Consider the following 13,609-nt stretch of genomic DNA (forward strand, 5'->3'; position numbering starts at 1 on the left):
CAAGCAGTCTCGCTCCAAATATGGTGCGAAGCGGCCGAAGTAAGAGGAGCCCACTCCGACCATTCCCGTCGCCCCTGCGCAGGCAGGGGCCTAGATAAGGGAAATGGCCGGGCGGTCCGTAGGAATCACGGAGCCGCAACCGTTATCTGGGTCCCCGCCTTCGCGGGGATGACGCAAGAAGACGGTCGCTACGCTCCCGACATTTTGGAGAATAGAAATGTCACGTCGTCGTCGTCCCGAGAAAAGGGAAATCCTGCCTGATCCGAAGTTCGGAGATCAGGTGCTGTCGAAGTTCATGAACAACCTCATGCTGGACGGTAAGAAGTCCGTTGCCGAGCGCATCGTCTATGGCGCGCTCGACACGGTCGAAGCCAAGGCCAAGGCCGATCCGGTGCAGCTGTTCCACGAAGCGCTCAACAATGTTAAGCCGCAGGTCGAAGTCCGCAGCCGCCGCGTCGGTGGTGCGACTTACCAGGTGCCGGTCGAGGTTCGCCCCGAGCGTGCCCAGGCACTCGCGATCCGCTGGCTGATCGGTGCTGCACGTGGCCGTGCGGAAACCACCATGTCCGTGCGCCTCTCGGGCGAGCTGATGGATGCGGCCAACAACCGTGGCAACGCCGTCAAGAAGCGCGAAGATACGCACCGTATGGCTGACGCCAACCGCGCCTTCTCGCATTATCGCTGGTAATTACTAATCGAGGGGAGAGCCCCCTCATGGAGACTTAGAAATGGCACGCGAGTATCCGCTGGAGCGTTACCGCAATATCGGCATCATGGCTCACATCGATGCCGGCAAGACCACCACGACCGAGCGTATCCTCTACTACACCGGCAAGTCCTACAAGATCGGCGAAGTGCACGATGGTGCAGCGACGATGGACTGGATGGAGCAGGAGCAGGAGCGCGGCATCACCATTACTTCGGCTGCGACCACCACCTTCTGGTCGGCCGAAGATGGCGAAGGCCCCAAGCACCGGATCAACATCATCGACACGCCCGGGCACGTCGACTTCACGATTGAAGTCGAACGTTCGCTGCGCGTGCTCGACGGCGCGGTCGCGGTGTTCGACGGCGTGGCCGGAGTTGAGCCGCAATCCGAAACTGTGTGGCGCCAGGCCGACAAGTACAAAGTCCCCCGCATGTGCTTCATCAATAAGTTGGACCGTACCGGTGCGGACTTCTACTATTGCGTTCAGTCGATCATCGATCGCCTCGGCGCTACTCCGCTGGTGCTGTACCTCCCGATCGGAATGGAGAGCGACCTCAAGGGTGTCGTCGACCTCGTGAACAACCGCGGCATTGTCTGGGAAGACGAGAGCCTGGGTGCGAAGTTCAACTATGTCGATATCCCTGCGGATCTGGCCGACAAGGCTGCCGAATATCGCGAGAAGCTGATCGAGACCGCCGTCGAGCAGGACGACGATGTCATGGAAGCCTATCTCGAAGGCGAAGAACCCGATGCGGCGACGCTCAAGCGTCTCATCCGCAAGGGCACGATGGACCAGGCTTTCGTTCCTGTGCTGTGTGGTTCGGCGTTCAAGAACAAGGGCGTGCAGCCGCTGCTCGACGCAGTGGTTGACTACATGCCTTCGCCGCTTGACGTTCCGGCCATCAAGGGTGTGCTGCCCGACAGCGACGAGGAAGATGTGCGTCCGTCGAGCGATGATGCGCCTTTCGCCGCGCTGGCCTTCAAGATCATGAACGATCCCTTCGTGGGCTCGCTCACCTTTACCCGCATCTATTCGGGCAAGCTCTCCAAGGGCTCGGTCCTGAACTCGGTGAAGGACAAGAAGGAAAAGATCGGCCGCATGCTGCTGATGCACTCGAACAACCGCGAGGACATCGATGAGGCATTCGCTGGCGATATCGTTGCGATTGCGGGCCTCAAGGAGACCACAACCGGCGACACGCTGTGCGATCCGGCCAAGCCGATCATTCTCGAGCGGATGGAATTCCCCGATCCGGTTATCGAGTTGTCGGTGGAACCGAAGACCAAGGCCGACCAGGAAAAGATGGGCGTCGCGCTCAACCGCCTGGCTGCGGAGGATCCTTCGTTCCGCGTAACGACCGACCACGAAAGCGGTCAGACGATCATCAAGGGCATGGGCGAGCTCCACCTCGACATCCTGGTCGATCGCATGAAGCGCGAGTTCAAGGTCGAGGCCAATGTCGGTGCGCCGCAGGTGGCCTACCGCGAAGCGCTCGCCCGCGAGGTCGAAGTCACCTACACCCACAAGAAGCAGTCGGGTGGTTCGGGCCAGTTCGGTGAAGCAAAAGTCGTCGTTACGCCGGGCGAACGCGGCCAGGGCGTCATTTTCGAAGACGAGATCAAGGGCGGCAACATCCCGCGCGAATATATCCCGTCGGTCGAAAAGGGCATGCGCGAGCAGGCCGAGAGCGGCTATCTCGTCGGCTTCCCGATCATCGACTTCACCATCCGCCTGATCGACGGCAAATACCATGACGTCGACTCGAGCACGGTGGCGTTTGAAATCACCGGGCGCGGCGCGATGCGCGAAGCGGCCAATAAAGCCGGCATCAAGCTGCTCGAACCGATCATGAAGGTAGAGGTCGTTACGCCCGAGGATTACCTCGGCGACGTGATTGGCGACCTCAACAGCCGCCGTGGTCAGATCCAGGGCACCGACAGCCGCGGCAATGCCCAGGCGGTCGAAGCCTTCGTGCCGCTTGCCAACATGTTTGGCTACGTCAACGAGCTGCGTTCGTTCACTCAGGGACGTGCCCAGTACACCATGCAGTTCAGTCACTATGACGAAGTGCCGGCAAATGTTGCGCAAGAGGTGAAGGAGAAGCTTGCCTAAGCGCGCATCAGGGTCTAGGGGCGGCGCCTGATTCAGCGGGTGCCGCCTTCTCCCGCAGAGAGATCAATCTTTCAAACAGAGGTTATTGAGTAATGGCGAAGGAAAAATTTGAGCGGAACAAGCCGCACTGCAACATCGGCACCATCGGTCACGTTGACCACGGCAAGACCACGCTGACGGCTGCTATCACCAAGGTGATGGCAGAAACGCACGGTGGTTCGGCGGTTGATTTCGCAAACATCGACAAGGCTCCCGAGGAGCGCGAGCGCGGCATCACCATTTCGACCGCACACGTCGAATATGAAACCGACGCACGTCACTATGCACACGTCGACTGCCCGGGCCACGCCGACTATGTGAAGAACATGATCACCGGTGCTGCCCAGATGGACGGCGCGATCCTGGTTGTGAACGCTGCTGACGGCCCGATGCCGCAGACTCGCGAGCACATCCTGCTTGCCCGTCAGGTCGGCGTTCCGGCTCTGGTCGTGTACATGAACAAGGTCGATCAGGTCGACGACGAGGAAATCCTCGAGCTGGTCGAACTGGAAGTTCGCGAACTGCTGAGCGAGTATGGCTTCGACGGCGACGATATTCCGATCGTCAAGGGTTCGGCTCTGGCCGCTCTTGAAGGCCGCGACGACGAGATCGGCAAGAACTCGATCATCGAACTGATGAAGGCTGTTGACGATTACATCCCGCAGCCGGATCGTCCGGTCGATCAGGACTTCCTGATGCCGATCGAAGACGTGTTCTCGATCTCGGGCCGTGGTACGGTTGTCACCGGTCGTGTCGAAACCGGCAAGGTCAATGTTGGCGACGAAGTCGAAATCGTTGGTATCCGCGACACGCAGAAGACCACGGTCACCGGCGTCGAAATGTTCCGCAAGCTGCTCGACAGCGGCGAAGCTGGCGACAACATCGGCGCGCTGCTGCGCGGCACGGGCCGTGACGACGTTGAGCGTGGCCAGGTTCTCGCGAAGCCGGGTTCGGTTACGCCGCACACTGAGTTCAGCGCCGAAGTTTACGTGCTGTCGAAGGATGAAGGTGGCCGTCACACGCCGTTCTTCGCCAACTATCGTCCGCAGTTCTACTTCCGCACGACCGACGTGACCGGCGAAGTGATCCTCCCCGAGGGCACCGAAATGGTCATGCCTGGCGACAACGTGACGATCAGCGTCAAGCTCATCGCTCCGATCGCCATGGACGAAGGTCTTCGCTTCGCCATCCGTGAAGGCGGTCGTACCGTCGGATCGGGGGTTGTCAGCAAGATCACGAAGTAATATAGGCGCGCGCGTCGCAGCGACAGATTCGTCTGCTGCGGCGCGTGCAACAGTTTTGAGGAGGGCCGCCCCTCGCCGGAATATCGGTAGGGTGGGGCGGTTCTTCTTTTTTGGGAAGGTTTCGGTCTTCCTTGGCTCTTTCGCATCGGTGTAGGTAATGGAAGCTCAGAATATCCGCATTCGCCTCAAGGCGTTCGATCATCGCGTTCTCGACCAGGCAACTGGTGAAATCGCAGACACCGCACGTCGTACGGGTGCACTCATTCGTGGTCCCATTCCCATGCCGACGCGCATCGAGAAGTTCACCGTGAACCGCGGCCCGCACATCGACAAGAAGTCGCGCGAGCAGTTCGAGGTGCGCACCTACAAGCGGCTGCTCGACATCGTGCAGCCCAACGCTCAGACCGTCGACGCTCTGATGAAGCTCGATCTGGCGGCTGGCGTGAACGTCGAAATCAAGCTGGCTTAAGCCGCTTTCGGCCGGTCCATCTGGTAGGACCTTAAACGACCAGAGAATTTCGGGGCTCCAACGGCCCCGCTGATCCAGCAGGATCGGCAAGACATTGGGATACCGCCGGATTTATCCGGGCTGCGTCCCCCGTCTAGCTTCCCGAGCCATTCCGGCGAGGGCGGCACTCAGCCCGGACGGGGCGATGCATGACAATTTGGGCTGGCAAGCACGCGGGGATGGGCCTCGTGTGCCTCTGTTTAGGAGTTCAGACGATGCGCACTGGCGTTATCGCAAAGAAAGTCGGGATGACCCGCCTGTTCCAGGAGGATGGACGTCACGTACCTGTGACCGTCCTGGCCCTGGAAGGCTGCCAGGTTGTTTCGCACCGCACTGCCGAGCGCGATGGCTATTTCGCCGTCCAGCTGGGTGCGGGCGAGGCCAAGCAGAAGAATGTCAACAAGCCGCAGCGCGAAGCTTTTGCGAAGGCCCAGGTCGGCCTGAAGAAGCGCGTTGCCGAGTTCCGCGTGGAAAACGAAGAGGGTCTGGTCCCGGTCGGTTCGACCATCAGTGCCGATCACTTCGTTGCCGGCCAGAAGGTCGACATCACCGGCCATACCCAGGGTAAGGGTTTTGCCGGTGCGATGAAGCGCTGGGGTTTCGGTGGTCTGCGCGCAACGCACGGCGTTTCGATCAGCCACCGTTCGCACGGTTCGACGGGTAACCGCCAGGATCCGGGTCGCGTCTTCAAGAACAAGAAGATGGCCGGTCACATGGGCGATCGCCAGCGTACCCAGCAGAACCTGGAAGTGGTTCGCACCGATGCAGACCGTGGCCTGATCTTCGTAAAGGGCTCAGTCCCCGGATCGAAGAATGGCTGGTTGCTGGTTCGTGATGCGGTGAAACTGCCATTCTCGGAAGAGCTGCCGTTCCCGGCTGCGATTTTCGATCCTGCTGCCGCCAATCCAGTCGAGGAAGCTCCGGTGGAAGCCGAAGTGGCCGAAACGCCGGTAGAAGCCGAAGCTGCTGTAGAGGCCGCGCCGGTGGAAGAGACGCCTGCAGCGGAAGCTCCGGCTGAAGAAAACAACGCGCCTGAAGCCGATGATGCTTCGGACGAGAGCAAGGAGTCCTGATCGTGAAGGTCAAGGTCCAGAAAATCGACGGCAAGGCTGCTGGCGATCTCGAGCTCAACGATGCCGTGTTCGGTGTCGAGCCGCGCGCCGACATCCTGCACCGCGTCGTGACGTGGCAGCTCGAAAATCGCCGTGGCACAGCGCGTCCGACACGTGAGCGCAGCGACGTTGCGCGTACCGGCAAGAAGTTCGGCCGCCAGAAGGGTTCGGGCGGTGCACGTCACGGTGACCGCGGTGCTCCGATCTTCATCGGCGGCGGCAAGGCTCACGGTGCCCGCAAGCGCGACTTCAACCAGTCGCTCAACAAGAAGCTGCGTGCGCTCGGTCTCAAGATGGCGCTTTCGAGCAAGGCGAAGGACGGCCTGGTGGTCGTTGACAGCCTCGAGCTCAAGGATGCCAAGACCAAGGTGCTCAAGGGTCACTTCGACAAGGCCGGGCTTGCTGGCAAGGTCCTGGTGATTGACGGCGAGAGCGTGAATGACGGCTTCAAGAAGGCCGCGGGCAACCTCAAAGGTGTCAACGTGCTCCCCGCCATCGGCGCCAATGTCTACGACATTCTCAACCACGACACGCTGGTCCTGACCAAGGATGCTGTCGCCAAACTGGAGGCGCGCTTCAATGGCTAAGAAGCAGGAAGTCGACGCGCGTCACTATGACGTGATTTTGGCCCCGCACATCACCGAGAAGTCTACTTTGGCTTCCGAGAACAACGCAGTTGTTTTCAAGGTGGCGGGCGATGCGACGAAACCGCAGATCAAGGAAGCGGTGGAAGCGATCTACGACAAGAAAGTCGTGGGCGTGAATACGATCGTCGTGAAGGGCAAGACCAAGCGCTGGAAGGGCAAGCCCTACAAGCGCTCCGACGTGAAGAAGGCGGTCGTCACCCTCGCCGAGGGCGAAATGATCGACATCACGAGCGGTATCTGAGGGGCTAGAGAGAAATGGCACTCAAGAATTACAATCCGACGAGCCCCGCGCGCCGTGGCCTCATCCTCGTCGACAAGACCAGCCTCTGGAAGGGCAAGCCGGTCAAGTCGCTGACGGAAGGCAAGCGCAAGACCGGTGGACGCAACAACAAGGGCCATGTCACTTCGCGCGGCATGGGCGGCGGTCACAAGCAGAAGTACCGCTTCATCGATTTCAAGCGCCGCAAGTGGGACGTTCCCGCAACTGTCGAGCGTATCGAATACGATCCCAACCGCACGGCCTTCATCGCTCTCATCAAGTATGAGGACGGCGAGCAGGCTTACATCCTGTGCCCGCAGCGCCTGGCTGTTGGCGACACGGTTGTGGCCGGCGAGAAGACCGACACCAAGCCGGGCAACGCCATGTTGCTGGGCCAGATGCCGGTCGGCACCATCTGCCACAATGTGGAGATGAAGCCGGGCAAGGGTGGCCAGATCGCCCGTTCGGCAGGTGCTTACGTGCAGCTGGTCGGTCGCGACCGCGGCATGGTCATCGCGCGTCTCAACTCGGGCGAGCAGCGTTACCTGCGCGCCGATTGCATGGGTACGGTTGGTGCGGTTTCGAACCCCGACAACCAGAACCAGAACTTCGCCAAGGCCGGCCGCAAGCGCTGGATGGGGCGCAAGCCGCTGACCCGCGGCGTCGCCAAGAACCCGGTCGATCACCCGCACGGTGGTGGTGAAGGCCGCACCAGCGGTGGCCGCCATCCGGTGACCCCGTGGGGCAAGCCGACCAAGGGCGCACGTACCCGCAACAACAAGCAGACGGACAAGATGATCATCCGTTCGCGCCACGCCAAGAAGAAGAGGTAAGACAAGATGGCACGTTCCGTCTGGAAAGGACCGTTCGTCGAACTCAGCCTTCTCAAGAAGGCGGAGGACGCACAGGAAGCGAGCAGCAACAAGCCGATCAAGACCTGGTCGCGCCGCAGCACGATCCTGCCGCAGTTCGTTGGCCTGACGTTCAACGTCTACAACGGGCAGAAGTTCATCCCCGTCTCGGTTTCCGAGGAAATGGTCGGTCACAAGCTTGGCGAGTTCGCGCCCACGCGCAACTTCCCGGGCCACGCTGCCGACAAGAAGGGCAAGCGCTAATGGGCAAGGCAAAGGCACCCCGCCGCGTCGGCGATAACGAGGCGCTGGCTACCGGCAACTCGATCCGCGGTTCGGCGCAGAAGCTGAACCTCGTCGCCGGGTTGATCCGCGGCAAGAAGGCCGAAGAGGCCATGAACATCCTCGCTTTCAGCAAGAAGGCGATGGCGAAGGACGCCAGCAAGGTGCTCGCTTCGGCGATCGCCAATGCGGAAAACAACCACAACCTGGACGTCGACGCGCTGGTCGTGGCCGAAGCTTCGGTTGGCAAGTCGATCACGATGAAGCGGTTTCACACCCGCGGCCGTGGCAAGTCCACCCGGATCCTCAAGCCGTTCAGCAAGCTGCGGATCGTCGTACGCGAAGAGGAAGAGGCGTAAGATGGGCCAGAAGAGCAATCCGATCGGTCTGCGCCTGCAGATCAACCGTACCTGGGACAGCCGCTGGTACGCCGAAGGGCGTGACTATGCCAAGCTGCTCAAGGAAGACATCGAGATCCGCAAGTTCATCATCGAGACCGTGCCGCAGGCCGCAATCTCGAAGGTGGTGATCGAACGTCCGGCCAAGCTGTGCCGCATTTCGATCTATGCTGCACGTCCCGGCGTCATCATCGGCAAGAAGGGCGCGGATATCGAGAAGCTTCGCAGCAAGCTTTCGGCCATGACCGAAAGCGAAGTGAAGCTGAACATTGTCGAGATCCGCAAGCCGGAAATCGACGCCAAACTCGTCGCGCAGGGCGTGGCCGACCAGCTGGTCCGCCGTGTTGCTTTCCGCCGTGCCATGAAGCGTGCCGTTCAGTCGGCGCTGCGTCTGGGTGCGGAAGGGATCAAGATTACCTGCGGTGGCCGCCTTGGCGGTGCCGAGATCGCACGCGTCGAATGGTATCGCGAAGGCCGTGTGCCGCTGCACACTCTCCGCGCCAATGTCGACTATGCCGAAGCCGAGGCGCTGACCGCCTATGGCATCATCGGCATCAAGTGCTGGATCTTCAAGGGCGAGATCATGGCCCACGATCCGACGGCGCAGGACCGCTTGATGATGGAAGCCCAGACGTCCGGCGTCCGGCCGGCTCGTTGAGGTGAGTAGATAAGATGCTGCAACCGAAGAAAACCAAATATCGCAAGGCGTTCAAGGGCAAGATCCATGGCAAGGCCAAGGGCGGCACCACGCTGAACTTTGGCGCCTATGGTCTCAAGGCTCTCGAGCCGGAGCGTCTCACCGCGCGCCAGATCGAGGCCGCTCGCCGTGCCATCACCCGCGCCATGAAGCGCCAGGGCCGTCTGTGGATCCGCGTGTTCCCCGATGTTCCGGTGTCGAAGAAGCCTGCCGAAGTCCGTCAGGGTAAGGGCAAGGGTTCGGTCGAATATTGGGCAGCCCGCGTGAAGCCGGGCCGCATCCTGTTCGAACTCGACGGCGTTCCCGGCCCGCTGGCCGCGCTCGCTTTCGAACGTGCGGCTATGAAGCTGCCGATCAAGACCAAGGTCGTTGCCCGCCTGGGCGACACCTCGCACCTGGGAGGTAACTGATGGCCGACAAGAATGTCATCGAGGACCTGCGCGCCAAGACCGACGATCAGCTCGACGCCGAGCTGACCGAGCTGAAGCGCGAGCAGTTCAACCTGCGGTTCCAGGCGGCGACCAACCAGCTTGAAGCGCCGGCCCGGATCAAGGAAGTGCGCCGCACGATCGCCCGGATCAAGACGCTGCAGAACGAGCGCGCCGCGACAGCGGCCGCTGCGAAGGCTTGAGGAGCTAGACAATGCCGAAACGTATCCTGATCGGAACTGTCACCTCCGACAAGACCGACAAGACCGTGACCGTGAAGGTCGAACGCAAGGTGAAGCACCCGCTCTACGGGAAGATCATCCGCCGTTCGAAGAAGTATCACGCTCACGATGAGAGCAATGAGTACAAGATTGGCGATGTCGTCCGCATCGAGGAGACCAAGCCGATCTCGAAGACCAAGACCTGGGCCGTAAAGGACCGGGTCACGGCAGGCGGCACGCAGGCGGTGGAAGCCGACCTCGAAGTCGAAGCCGCAGGCAACTGACCCTTCGACGGGCTCAGGACAAGTTTAGACGTAGGAACTGCCGGACTCGTTCCGGCAAGCCAGTGAGAAGGAACCGGATCGATGATCCAGATGCAATCCAATCTCGACGTCGCGGATAACAGCGGCGCAAAGCGCGTCCAGTGCATCAAGGTACTGGGCGGCTCAAAGCGCCGTACTGCATCCGTAGGCGACGTGATCGTGGTTTCCGTGAAGGAAGCGCAGCCGCGCGCCAAGGTCAAGAAGGGCGACGTTCACCGCGCCGTGATCGTGCGCACGAAGAAGGACGTTCGCCGCCCCGATGGCAGCGTGATCCGCTTCGACAGCAACGCCGCCGTGCTCGTCAACAAGAGCGAAGAGCCGATCGGCACACGTATCTTCGGCCCGGTGGTGCGCGAATTGCGCGGCCGCGGCTTTATGAAGATCATCTCGCTCGCGCCGGAGGTGTTGTAATGTCCGCTGCGAAGATCAAGAAGGGTGACAGCGTCGTCGTCCTGTCCGGCAAGGACAAGGGCAAGACCGGCACCGTCGCGAAGGTCATGCCGAAAGAAGGCAAGGTCGTCGTCGAAGGCGTCAACGTCGCAACCCGTCACCGCAAGCCGAGCCAGGCCAACCCGCAGGGTGGCATCGATCGCTTCGAAGCGCCGATGCACATCTCCAAGGTTGCCGTGGCCGATCCGAAGTCCGGCAAGCCCACCCGCGTTCGCTTCGAAACGAAGAAGGACGGTTCCAAGGTGCGCGTTGCCGTGAAGTCCGGGGAGACTATCGATGGCTGATTATACCCCCCGCCTGAAGCAGAAGTATGAGGACCAGATCGTCAAGGCGATGACCGAGAAGTTCGGTTACAAGAACCGCCTTGAAGTTCCCAAGCTCGAGAAGATCACGCTCAACATGGGTGTGGGCGAAGCGAGCCAGGACAAGAAGAAGGTCCAGACCGCTGCCGAGGAAATGGCGCTGATCGCTGGCCAGAAGCCGGTTATCACCAAGGCCAAGAAGTCGATCGCCCAGTTCAAGCTGCGCGAAGGCATGCCGATCGGTTGCAAGGTGACCTTGCGCCGTGACCGCATGTTCGAGTTCATGGATCGCCTCGTAACCATCGCAATGCCGCGTATCCGCGACTTCCGCGGGCTCAACCCCAAGTCGTTCGACGGGCGTGGCAACTATGCGATGGGTCTCAAGGAACAGATCGTGTTCCCCGAGATCAGCTACGACAAGATCGAAAAGGTGCGTGGCATGGATATCATCGTCACCACTACCGCTAAAACCGACGAGGAAGCGCGCGAGCTGCTCAGGCTGTTCGGTTTCCCGTTCCCGGCCCCCGAGTCTGCCGACTCGAAGGCTGAAGAGAAAGAGGCGGCGTGAGCCGCTGATCAGGAGAGCTTAAGTCCATGGCGAAACTGAGTTCCATTAACAAGAATGAGCGTCGCAAGAAGCTCGTTCAGAAGTACGCAAACAAGTATGCCAAGCTGAAGGCGATTGCGGACGACGAGTCGCTCGACGAGAGCGAACGTCTTATCGCGCGCCTGAAGATGGCTGAAATCCCGCGCAACGGTAACCCGACCCGGGTTCGCAACCGTTGTGCCACCACCGGCCGCCCGCGCGGCTATTACCGCAAGTTCGGCATCAACCGCATTGAGCTGCGCGAACTCGGCAACAAGGGCCTGATTCCGGGCCTGACCAAGTCGAGCTGGTGAGGATCTAGATTATGGCAATGACCGATCCCCTGGGTGATATGCTCACCCGTATCCGCAACGGCCAGCAGGCGAAGAAGGATTCCGTCCTTTCGCCGGCATCCAAGCTGCGTGCGAATGTGCTCGAAGTGCTTCAGCGCGAAGGCTACATCCGTGGCTACAGCGAGGACGCAACCGGCAAGCACAAGGCGCTGCGGATCGAACTGAAGTATTTCGAGGGCGAACCTGCGATCAAGCATGTCGCTCGCGTCTCCAAGCCGGGCCGCCGGATCTATTCGGGCAGCAAAGAGCTCCCGACTGTCCGTAACGGCCTTGGCATCACCATCGTCTCGACGCCCAAGGGCGTGCTGTCGGATGCCGAAGCGCGCACTCAGAACGTCGGCGGCGAAGTGCTGGCGGAGGTGTTCTGATGAGCCGCATTGGCAAAAAGCCGGTGGCGATCCCCAGCGGGGTCACTGCCAATATCGAGGAAGGCACGCTGACCGTGAAGGGGCCCAAGGGCACCCTTTCACTCGGCCTCTCCGACCTGATCGACTACAAGGTCGAAGGCGAAGAGATCCAGGTCAACCCGGCCAACGATACCAAGCAGGCGCGCAGCCACTGGGGCATGCAGCGCACGCTGGTTTCGAACCTGGTTGAAGGCGTGACCGATGGTTTCACCAAGGTGCTCGAGATTTCGGGCGTTGGCTATCGTGCGCAGGCACAGGGCAAGAAGCTCAAGCTTCAGCTCGGTTTCTCGCATGACGTCGACCTCGACGTACCCGAGGGTCTCGAAGTGAAAACCCCGGACCAGACCACCGTTGAGATTTCCGGCATCGACAAGCAGGCCGTTGGCCAGTTCGCCGCCGAAATCCGCCGCTGGCGCAAGCCTGAACCTTACAAGGGCAAGGGCATCAAGTACCGCGGTGAATATGTCTTCCGCAAGGAAGGGAAGAAGAAGTAAGATGGCCAAGCTTTCTCTCTTTGAACGCCGCCGCCGCCGTGTGCGCACCGCCCTCAAGGGCCGTGCCGGTGGCCGTCCGCGCCTGTCGGTGCACCGCACCGGTCGCCACATCTACGCTCAGATCATCGACGACAAGGAAGGCCGCACCGTGGCTTCCGCTTCGACGCTGGGCGGCAAGAGCTCGGGTGCCAATGTCGATGCCGCCGCCAAGGTGGGCAAGGACATCGCCGCCGCAGCCAAGAAGGCTGGCGTGACCACTGTCGTGTTCGATCGCGGCGGGTTCCTGTTCCATGGCCGCGTCAAGGCGCTGGCCGATGCCGCTCGCGAAGGCGGGCTGGAGTTCTGATGATGGCTGACGACAAGAAAATCGAAGAAGCTCAGGTCGAGGAGACCGCAGCGGTCGAAACTCCGGCTGAAGCCACTGAGGCTCCGGCCCAGGAAGCGGCACCTGCGGAAGAAGCTCCGGCAGAGGCTCCGGCCGAAGCCGCTCCGGCTACCGAGGCTCCCGCTGAAGCTGCACCTGCAGAAGCTGCTCCCGAGCAGCCGCAGCAGCGCCGTGGCCGTGGTGGCCGCGACGGTGGCAACCGTGAAGGCGGTCGCGGCCGTGGTCGCGGTCGTGACGATCGCCGGGGCCGCCGCGAGGAAGAAGATGACGGCATCATCGAGAAGCTCGTCCACATCAACCGCGTTTCGAAGACGGTTAAGGGCGGCAAGCGCTTCGGCTTCGCGGCGCTGGTCGTCGTGGGTGACGGTTCGGGCCGCGTCGGTTTCGGTCATGGCAAGGCACGCGAAGTGCCTGAAGCCATCACCAAGGCAACCGCTGCCGCACGCAAGAAGATGATCCGCGTTCCGCTCAAGGAAGGCCGCACGCTGCACCATGACGGCAATGGCCGTTTCGGTGCCGGCAAGGTCACCGTGCGCACCGCGCCTGCGGGTACCGGCATTATCGCCGGCGGTCCGATGCGTGCCGTGTTCGAAAGCCTGGGCGTGGCTGACGTTGTGACCAAATCGGTCGGTACGTCGAACCCCTACAACATGATCCGCGCCACTTTCGATGCGCTGCAGAACCAGACTTCGCCGAAGTCGGTGGCTCAGCGTCGCGGCAAGAAGGTCGCTGACCTGCTCGGCCGTGGTGGCGCTTCGGAGGCAGAGGCTGAAGCCGACGCCGCCGCGATTGCGGAGTAAT

The 13,609-nt window shown here is 61.3% G+C and carries 22 protein-coding genes; all 22 read left to right on the forward strand.

Going from position 1 to position 13,609, the window contains the following annotated elements:
* Window positions 1–217 precede the first annotated feature (217 nt).
* On the forward strand, window positions 218–688 hold the full coding sequence (gene rpsG, locus ACQY6C_RS11850) for a 30S ribosomal protein S7 (protein WP_427968983.1): 471 nt from the start codon (window positions 218–220) through the stop codon (window positions 686–688).
* A gap of 40 nt (window positions 689–728) precedes the next feature.
* A complete protein-coding gene (fusA, locus tag ACQY6C_RS11855; RefSeq protein WP_427968985.1) occupies window positions 729–2,822 on the forward strand; it encodes an elongation factor G in 2,094 nt (697 codons plus the stop codon).
* Window positions 2,823–2,914: 92 nt separating this feature from the next.
* Window positions 2,915–4,105, forward strand: a complete 1,191-nt coding sequence (gene tuf, locus ACQY6C_RS11860) for an elongation factor Tu (RefSeq protein WP_427968987.1) — start codon at window positions 2,915–2,917, stop codon at window positions 4,103–4,105.
* A gap of 157 nt (window positions 4,106–4,262) precedes the next feature.
* Window positions 4,263–4,574, forward strand: a complete 312-nt coding sequence (rpsJ, locus tag ACQY6C_RS11865) for a 30S ribosomal protein S10 (RefSeq protein WP_006831877.1) — start codon at window positions 4,263–4,265, stop codon at window positions 4,572–4,574.
* 254 nt (window positions 4,575–4,828) lie between these two features.
* Window positions 4,829–5,686, forward strand: coding sequence for a 50S ribosomal protein L3 (rplC, locus tag ACQY6C_RS11870; protein ID WP_427968990.1), 858 nt, complete (start codon window positions 4,829–4,831; stop codon window positions 5,684–5,686).
* Window positions 5,687–5,688: 2 nt separating this feature from the next.
* On the forward strand, window positions 5,689–6,312 hold the full coding sequence (rplD, locus tag ACQY6C_RS11875; RefSeq protein ID WP_427968992.1) for a 50S ribosomal protein L4: 624 nt from the start codon (window positions 5,689–5,691) through the stop codon (window positions 6,310–6,312).
* Window positions 6,305–6,613 (forward strand): 50S ribosomal protein L23, encoded by a 309-nt coding sequence (locus ACQY6C_RS11880; RefSeq protein WP_427968994.1) that lies wholly within the window; start codon window positions 6,305–6,307, stop codon window positions 6,611–6,613. The genes rplD and ACQY6C_RS11880 overlap by 8 nt, the downstream gene beginning before the upstream one ends.
* 14 nt (window positions 6,614–6,627) lie before the next feature.
* Window positions 6,628–7,464 carry a 50S ribosomal protein L2 gene (gene rplB, locus ACQY6C_RS11885; RefSeq protein WP_427968996.1) on the forward strand — a complete coding sequence of 279 codons (837 nt, stop codon included), beginning with the start codon at window positions 6,628–6,630 and terminating at the stop codon, window positions 7,462–7,464.
* Between the two features lie 6 nt (window positions 7,465–7,470).
* Window positions 7,471–7,746, forward strand: coding sequence for a 30S ribosomal protein S19 (gene rpsS, locus ACQY6C_RS11890; RefSeq protein ID WP_007164620.1), 276 nt, complete (start codon window positions 7,471–7,473; stop codon window positions 7,744–7,746).
* A complete protein-coding gene (rplV, locus tag ACQY6C_RS11895) occupies window positions 7,746–8,123 on the forward strand; it encodes a 50S ribosomal protein L22 (protein ID WP_427968998.1) in 378 nt (125 codons plus the stop codon). Before rpsS ends, rplV begins: the two co-directional genes overlap by 1 nt.
* Window position 8,124: 1 nt before the next feature.
* The gene (gene rpsC, locus ACQY6C_RS11900) at window positions 8,125–8,820 is read left to right on the forward strand and encodes a 30S ribosomal protein S3 (protein WP_427969000.1); all 696 of its coding nucleotides are present in this window, start codon (window positions 8,125–8,127) and stop codon (window positions 8,818–8,820) included.
* A 14-nt stretch (window positions 8,821–8,834) separates the two neighbouring features.
* Window positions 8,835–9,269: a 50S ribosomal protein L16 gene (rplP, locus tag ACQY6C_RS11905; protein WP_427969002.1), complete on the forward strand. Its 435-nt coding sequence runs from the start codon at window positions 8,835–8,837 to the stop codon at window positions 9,267–9,269.
* Entirely contained in the window at window positions 9,269–9,490 is a 222-nt protein-coding gene (gene rpmC, locus ACQY6C_RS11910; protein ID WP_427969004.1) for a 50S ribosomal protein L29, read from the forward strand. Before rplP ends, rpmC begins: the two co-directional genes overlap by 1 nt.
* Before the next feature lie 11 nt (window positions 9,491–9,501).
* Window positions 9,502–9,792: a 30S ribosomal protein S17 gene (rpsQ, locus tag ACQY6C_RS11915; RefSeq protein ID WP_427969005.1), complete on the forward strand. Its 291-nt coding sequence runs from the start codon at window positions 9,502–9,504 to the stop codon at window positions 9,790–9,792.
* Window positions 9,793–9,873: 81 nt separating this feature from the next.
* On the forward strand, window positions 9,874–10,242 hold the full coding sequence (rplN, locus tag ACQY6C_RS11920) for a 50S ribosomal protein L14 (protein ID WP_067680194.1): 369 nt from the start codon (window positions 9,874–9,876) through the stop codon (window positions 10,240–10,242).
* The gene (gene rplX, locus ACQY6C_RS11925) at window positions 10,242–10,565 is read left to right on the forward strand and encodes a 50S ribosomal protein L24 (protein WP_427969008.1); all 324 of its coding nucleotides are present in this window, start codon (window positions 10,242–10,244) and stop codon (window positions 10,563–10,565) included. Before rplN ends, rplX begins: the two co-directional genes overlap by 1 nt.
* On the forward strand, window positions 10,558–11,151 hold the full coding sequence (gene rplE / locus ACQY6C_RS11930) for a 50S ribosomal protein L5 (protein WP_427969010.1): 594 nt from the start codon (window positions 10,558–10,560) through the stop codon (window positions 11,149–11,151). The genes rplX and rplE overlap by 8 nt, the downstream gene beginning before the upstream one ends.
* A gap of 26 nt (window positions 11,152–11,177) precedes the next feature.
* A complete protein-coding gene (gene rpsN / locus ACQY6C_RS11935) occupies window positions 11,178–11,483 on the forward strand; it encodes a 30S ribosomal protein S14 (RefSeq protein WP_427969012.1) in 306 nt (101 codons plus the stop codon).
* 11 nt (window positions 11,484–11,494) lie between these two features.
* Entirely contained in the window at window positions 11,495–11,890 is a 396-nt protein-coding gene (gene rpsH / locus ACQY6C_RS11940; protein ID WP_427969014.1) for a 30S ribosomal protein S8, read from the forward strand.
* Window positions 11,890–12,423 carry a 50S ribosomal protein L6 gene (gene rplF / locus ACQY6C_RS11945; protein WP_427969016.1) on the forward strand — a complete coding sequence of 178 codons (534 nt, stop codon included), beginning with the start codon at window positions 11,890–11,892 and terminating at the stop codon, window positions 12,421–12,423. Before rpsH ends, rplF begins: the two co-directional genes overlap by 1 nt.
* 1 nt (window position 12,424) lies before the next feature.
* Entirely contained in the window at window positions 12,425–12,769 is a 345-nt protein-coding gene (rplR, locus tag ACQY6C_RS11950) for a 50S ribosomal protein L18 (RefSeq protein WP_427969018.1), read from the forward strand.
* On the forward strand, window positions 12,769–13,608 hold the full coding sequence (gene rpsE, locus ACQY6C_RS11955) for a 30S ribosomal protein S5 (protein WP_427969020.1): 840 nt from the start codon (window positions 12,769–12,771) through the stop codon (window positions 13,606–13,608). Before rplR ends, rpsE begins: the two co-directional genes overlap by 1 nt.
* Window position 13,609: the final 1 nt, after the last annotated feature.

This window comes from Altererythrobacter sp. (assembly GCF_050299635.1).
Lineage (GTDB): Bacteria > Pseudomonadota > Alphaproteobacteria > Sphingomonadales > Sphingomonadaceae > Erythrobacter.

Excerpts from the sequence above, each read along its gene's own strand:
- rpsS (WP_007164620.1), top strand. The coding sequence starts at position 7,471 with ATGGCACGTTCCGTCTGGAAAGGACCGTTCGTCGAACTCAGCCTTCTC.
- rplE (WP_427969010.1), top strand. The coding sequence starts at position 10,558 with ATGGCTGATTATACCCCCCGCCTGAAGCAGAAGTATGAGGACCAGATC.
- rpsE (WP_427969020.1), top strand. The coding sequence starts at position 12,769 with ATGATGGCTGACGACAAGAAAATCGAAGAAGCTCAGGTCGAGGAGACC.
- rplR (WP_427969018.1), top strand. The coding sequence starts at position 12,425 with ATGGCCAAGCTTTCTCTCTTTGAACGCCGCCGCCGCCGTGTGCGCACC.
- rpmC (WP_427969004.1), top strand. The coding sequence starts at position 9,269 with ATGGCCGACAAGAATGTCATCGAGGACCTGCGCGCCAAGACCGACGAT.
- rpsC (WP_427969000.1), top strand. The coding sequence starts at position 8,125 with ATGGGCCAGAAGAGCAATCCGATCGGTCTGCGCCTGCAGATCAACCGT.
- ACQY6C_RS11880 (WP_427968994.1), top strand. The coding sequence starts at position 6,305 with ATGGCTAAGAAGCAGGAAGTCGACGCGCGTCACTATGACGTGATTTTG.
- rplP (WP_427969002.1), top strand. The coding sequence starts at position 8,835 with ATGCTGCAACCGAAGAAAACCAAATATCGCAAGGCGTTCAAGGGCAAG.
- rpsG (WP_427968983.1), top strand. The coding sequence starts at position 218 with ATGTCACGTCGTCGTCGTCCCGAGAAAAGGGAAATCCTGCCTGATCCG.
- rplB (WP_427968996.1), top strand. The coding sequence starts at position 6,628 with ATGGCACTCAAGAATTACAATCCGACGAGCCCCGCGCGCCGTGGCCTC.
- rplV (WP_427968998.1), top strand. The coding sequence starts at position 7,746 with ATGGGCAAGGCAAAGGCACCCCGCCGCGTCGGCGATAACGAGGCGCTG.
- rplX (WP_427969008.1), top strand. The coding sequence starts at position 10,242 with ATGTCCGCTGCGAAGATCAAGAAGGGTGACAGCGTCGTCGTCCTGTCC.
- rplN (WP_067680194.1), top strand. The coding sequence starts at position 9,874 with ATGATCCAGATGCAATCCAATCTCGACGTCGCGGATAACAGCGGCGCA.
- rplF (WP_427969016.1), top strand. The coding sequence starts at position 11,890 with ATGAGCCGCATTGGCAAAAAGCCGGTGGCGATCCCCAGCGGGGTCACT.
- rplC (WP_427968990.1), top strand. The coding sequence starts at position 4,829 with ATGCGCACTGGCGTTATCGCAAAGAAAGTCGGGATGACCCGCCTGTTC.
- tuf (WP_427968987.1), top strand. The coding sequence starts at position 2,915 with ATGGCGAAGGAAAAATTTGAGCGGAACAAGCCGCACTGCAACATCGGC.
- fusA (WP_427968985.1), top strand. The coding sequence starts at position 729 with ATGGCACGCGAGTATCCGCTGGAGCGTTACCGCAATATCGGCATCATG.
- rpsN (WP_427969012.1), top strand. The coding sequence starts at position 11,178 with ATGGCGAAACTGAGTTCCATTAACAAGAATGAGCGTCGCAAGAAGCTC.
- rpsQ (WP_427969005.1), top strand. The coding sequence starts at position 9,502 with ATGCCGAAACGTATCCTGATCGGAACTGTCACCTCCGACAAGACCGAC.
- rpsH (WP_427969014.1), top strand. The coding sequence starts at position 11,495 with ATGGCAATGACCGATCCCCTGGGTGATATGCTCACCCGTATCCGCAAC.
- rpsJ (WP_006831877.1), top strand. The coding sequence starts at position 4,263 with ATGGAAGCTCAGAATATCCGCATTCGCCTCAAGGCGTTCGATCATCGC.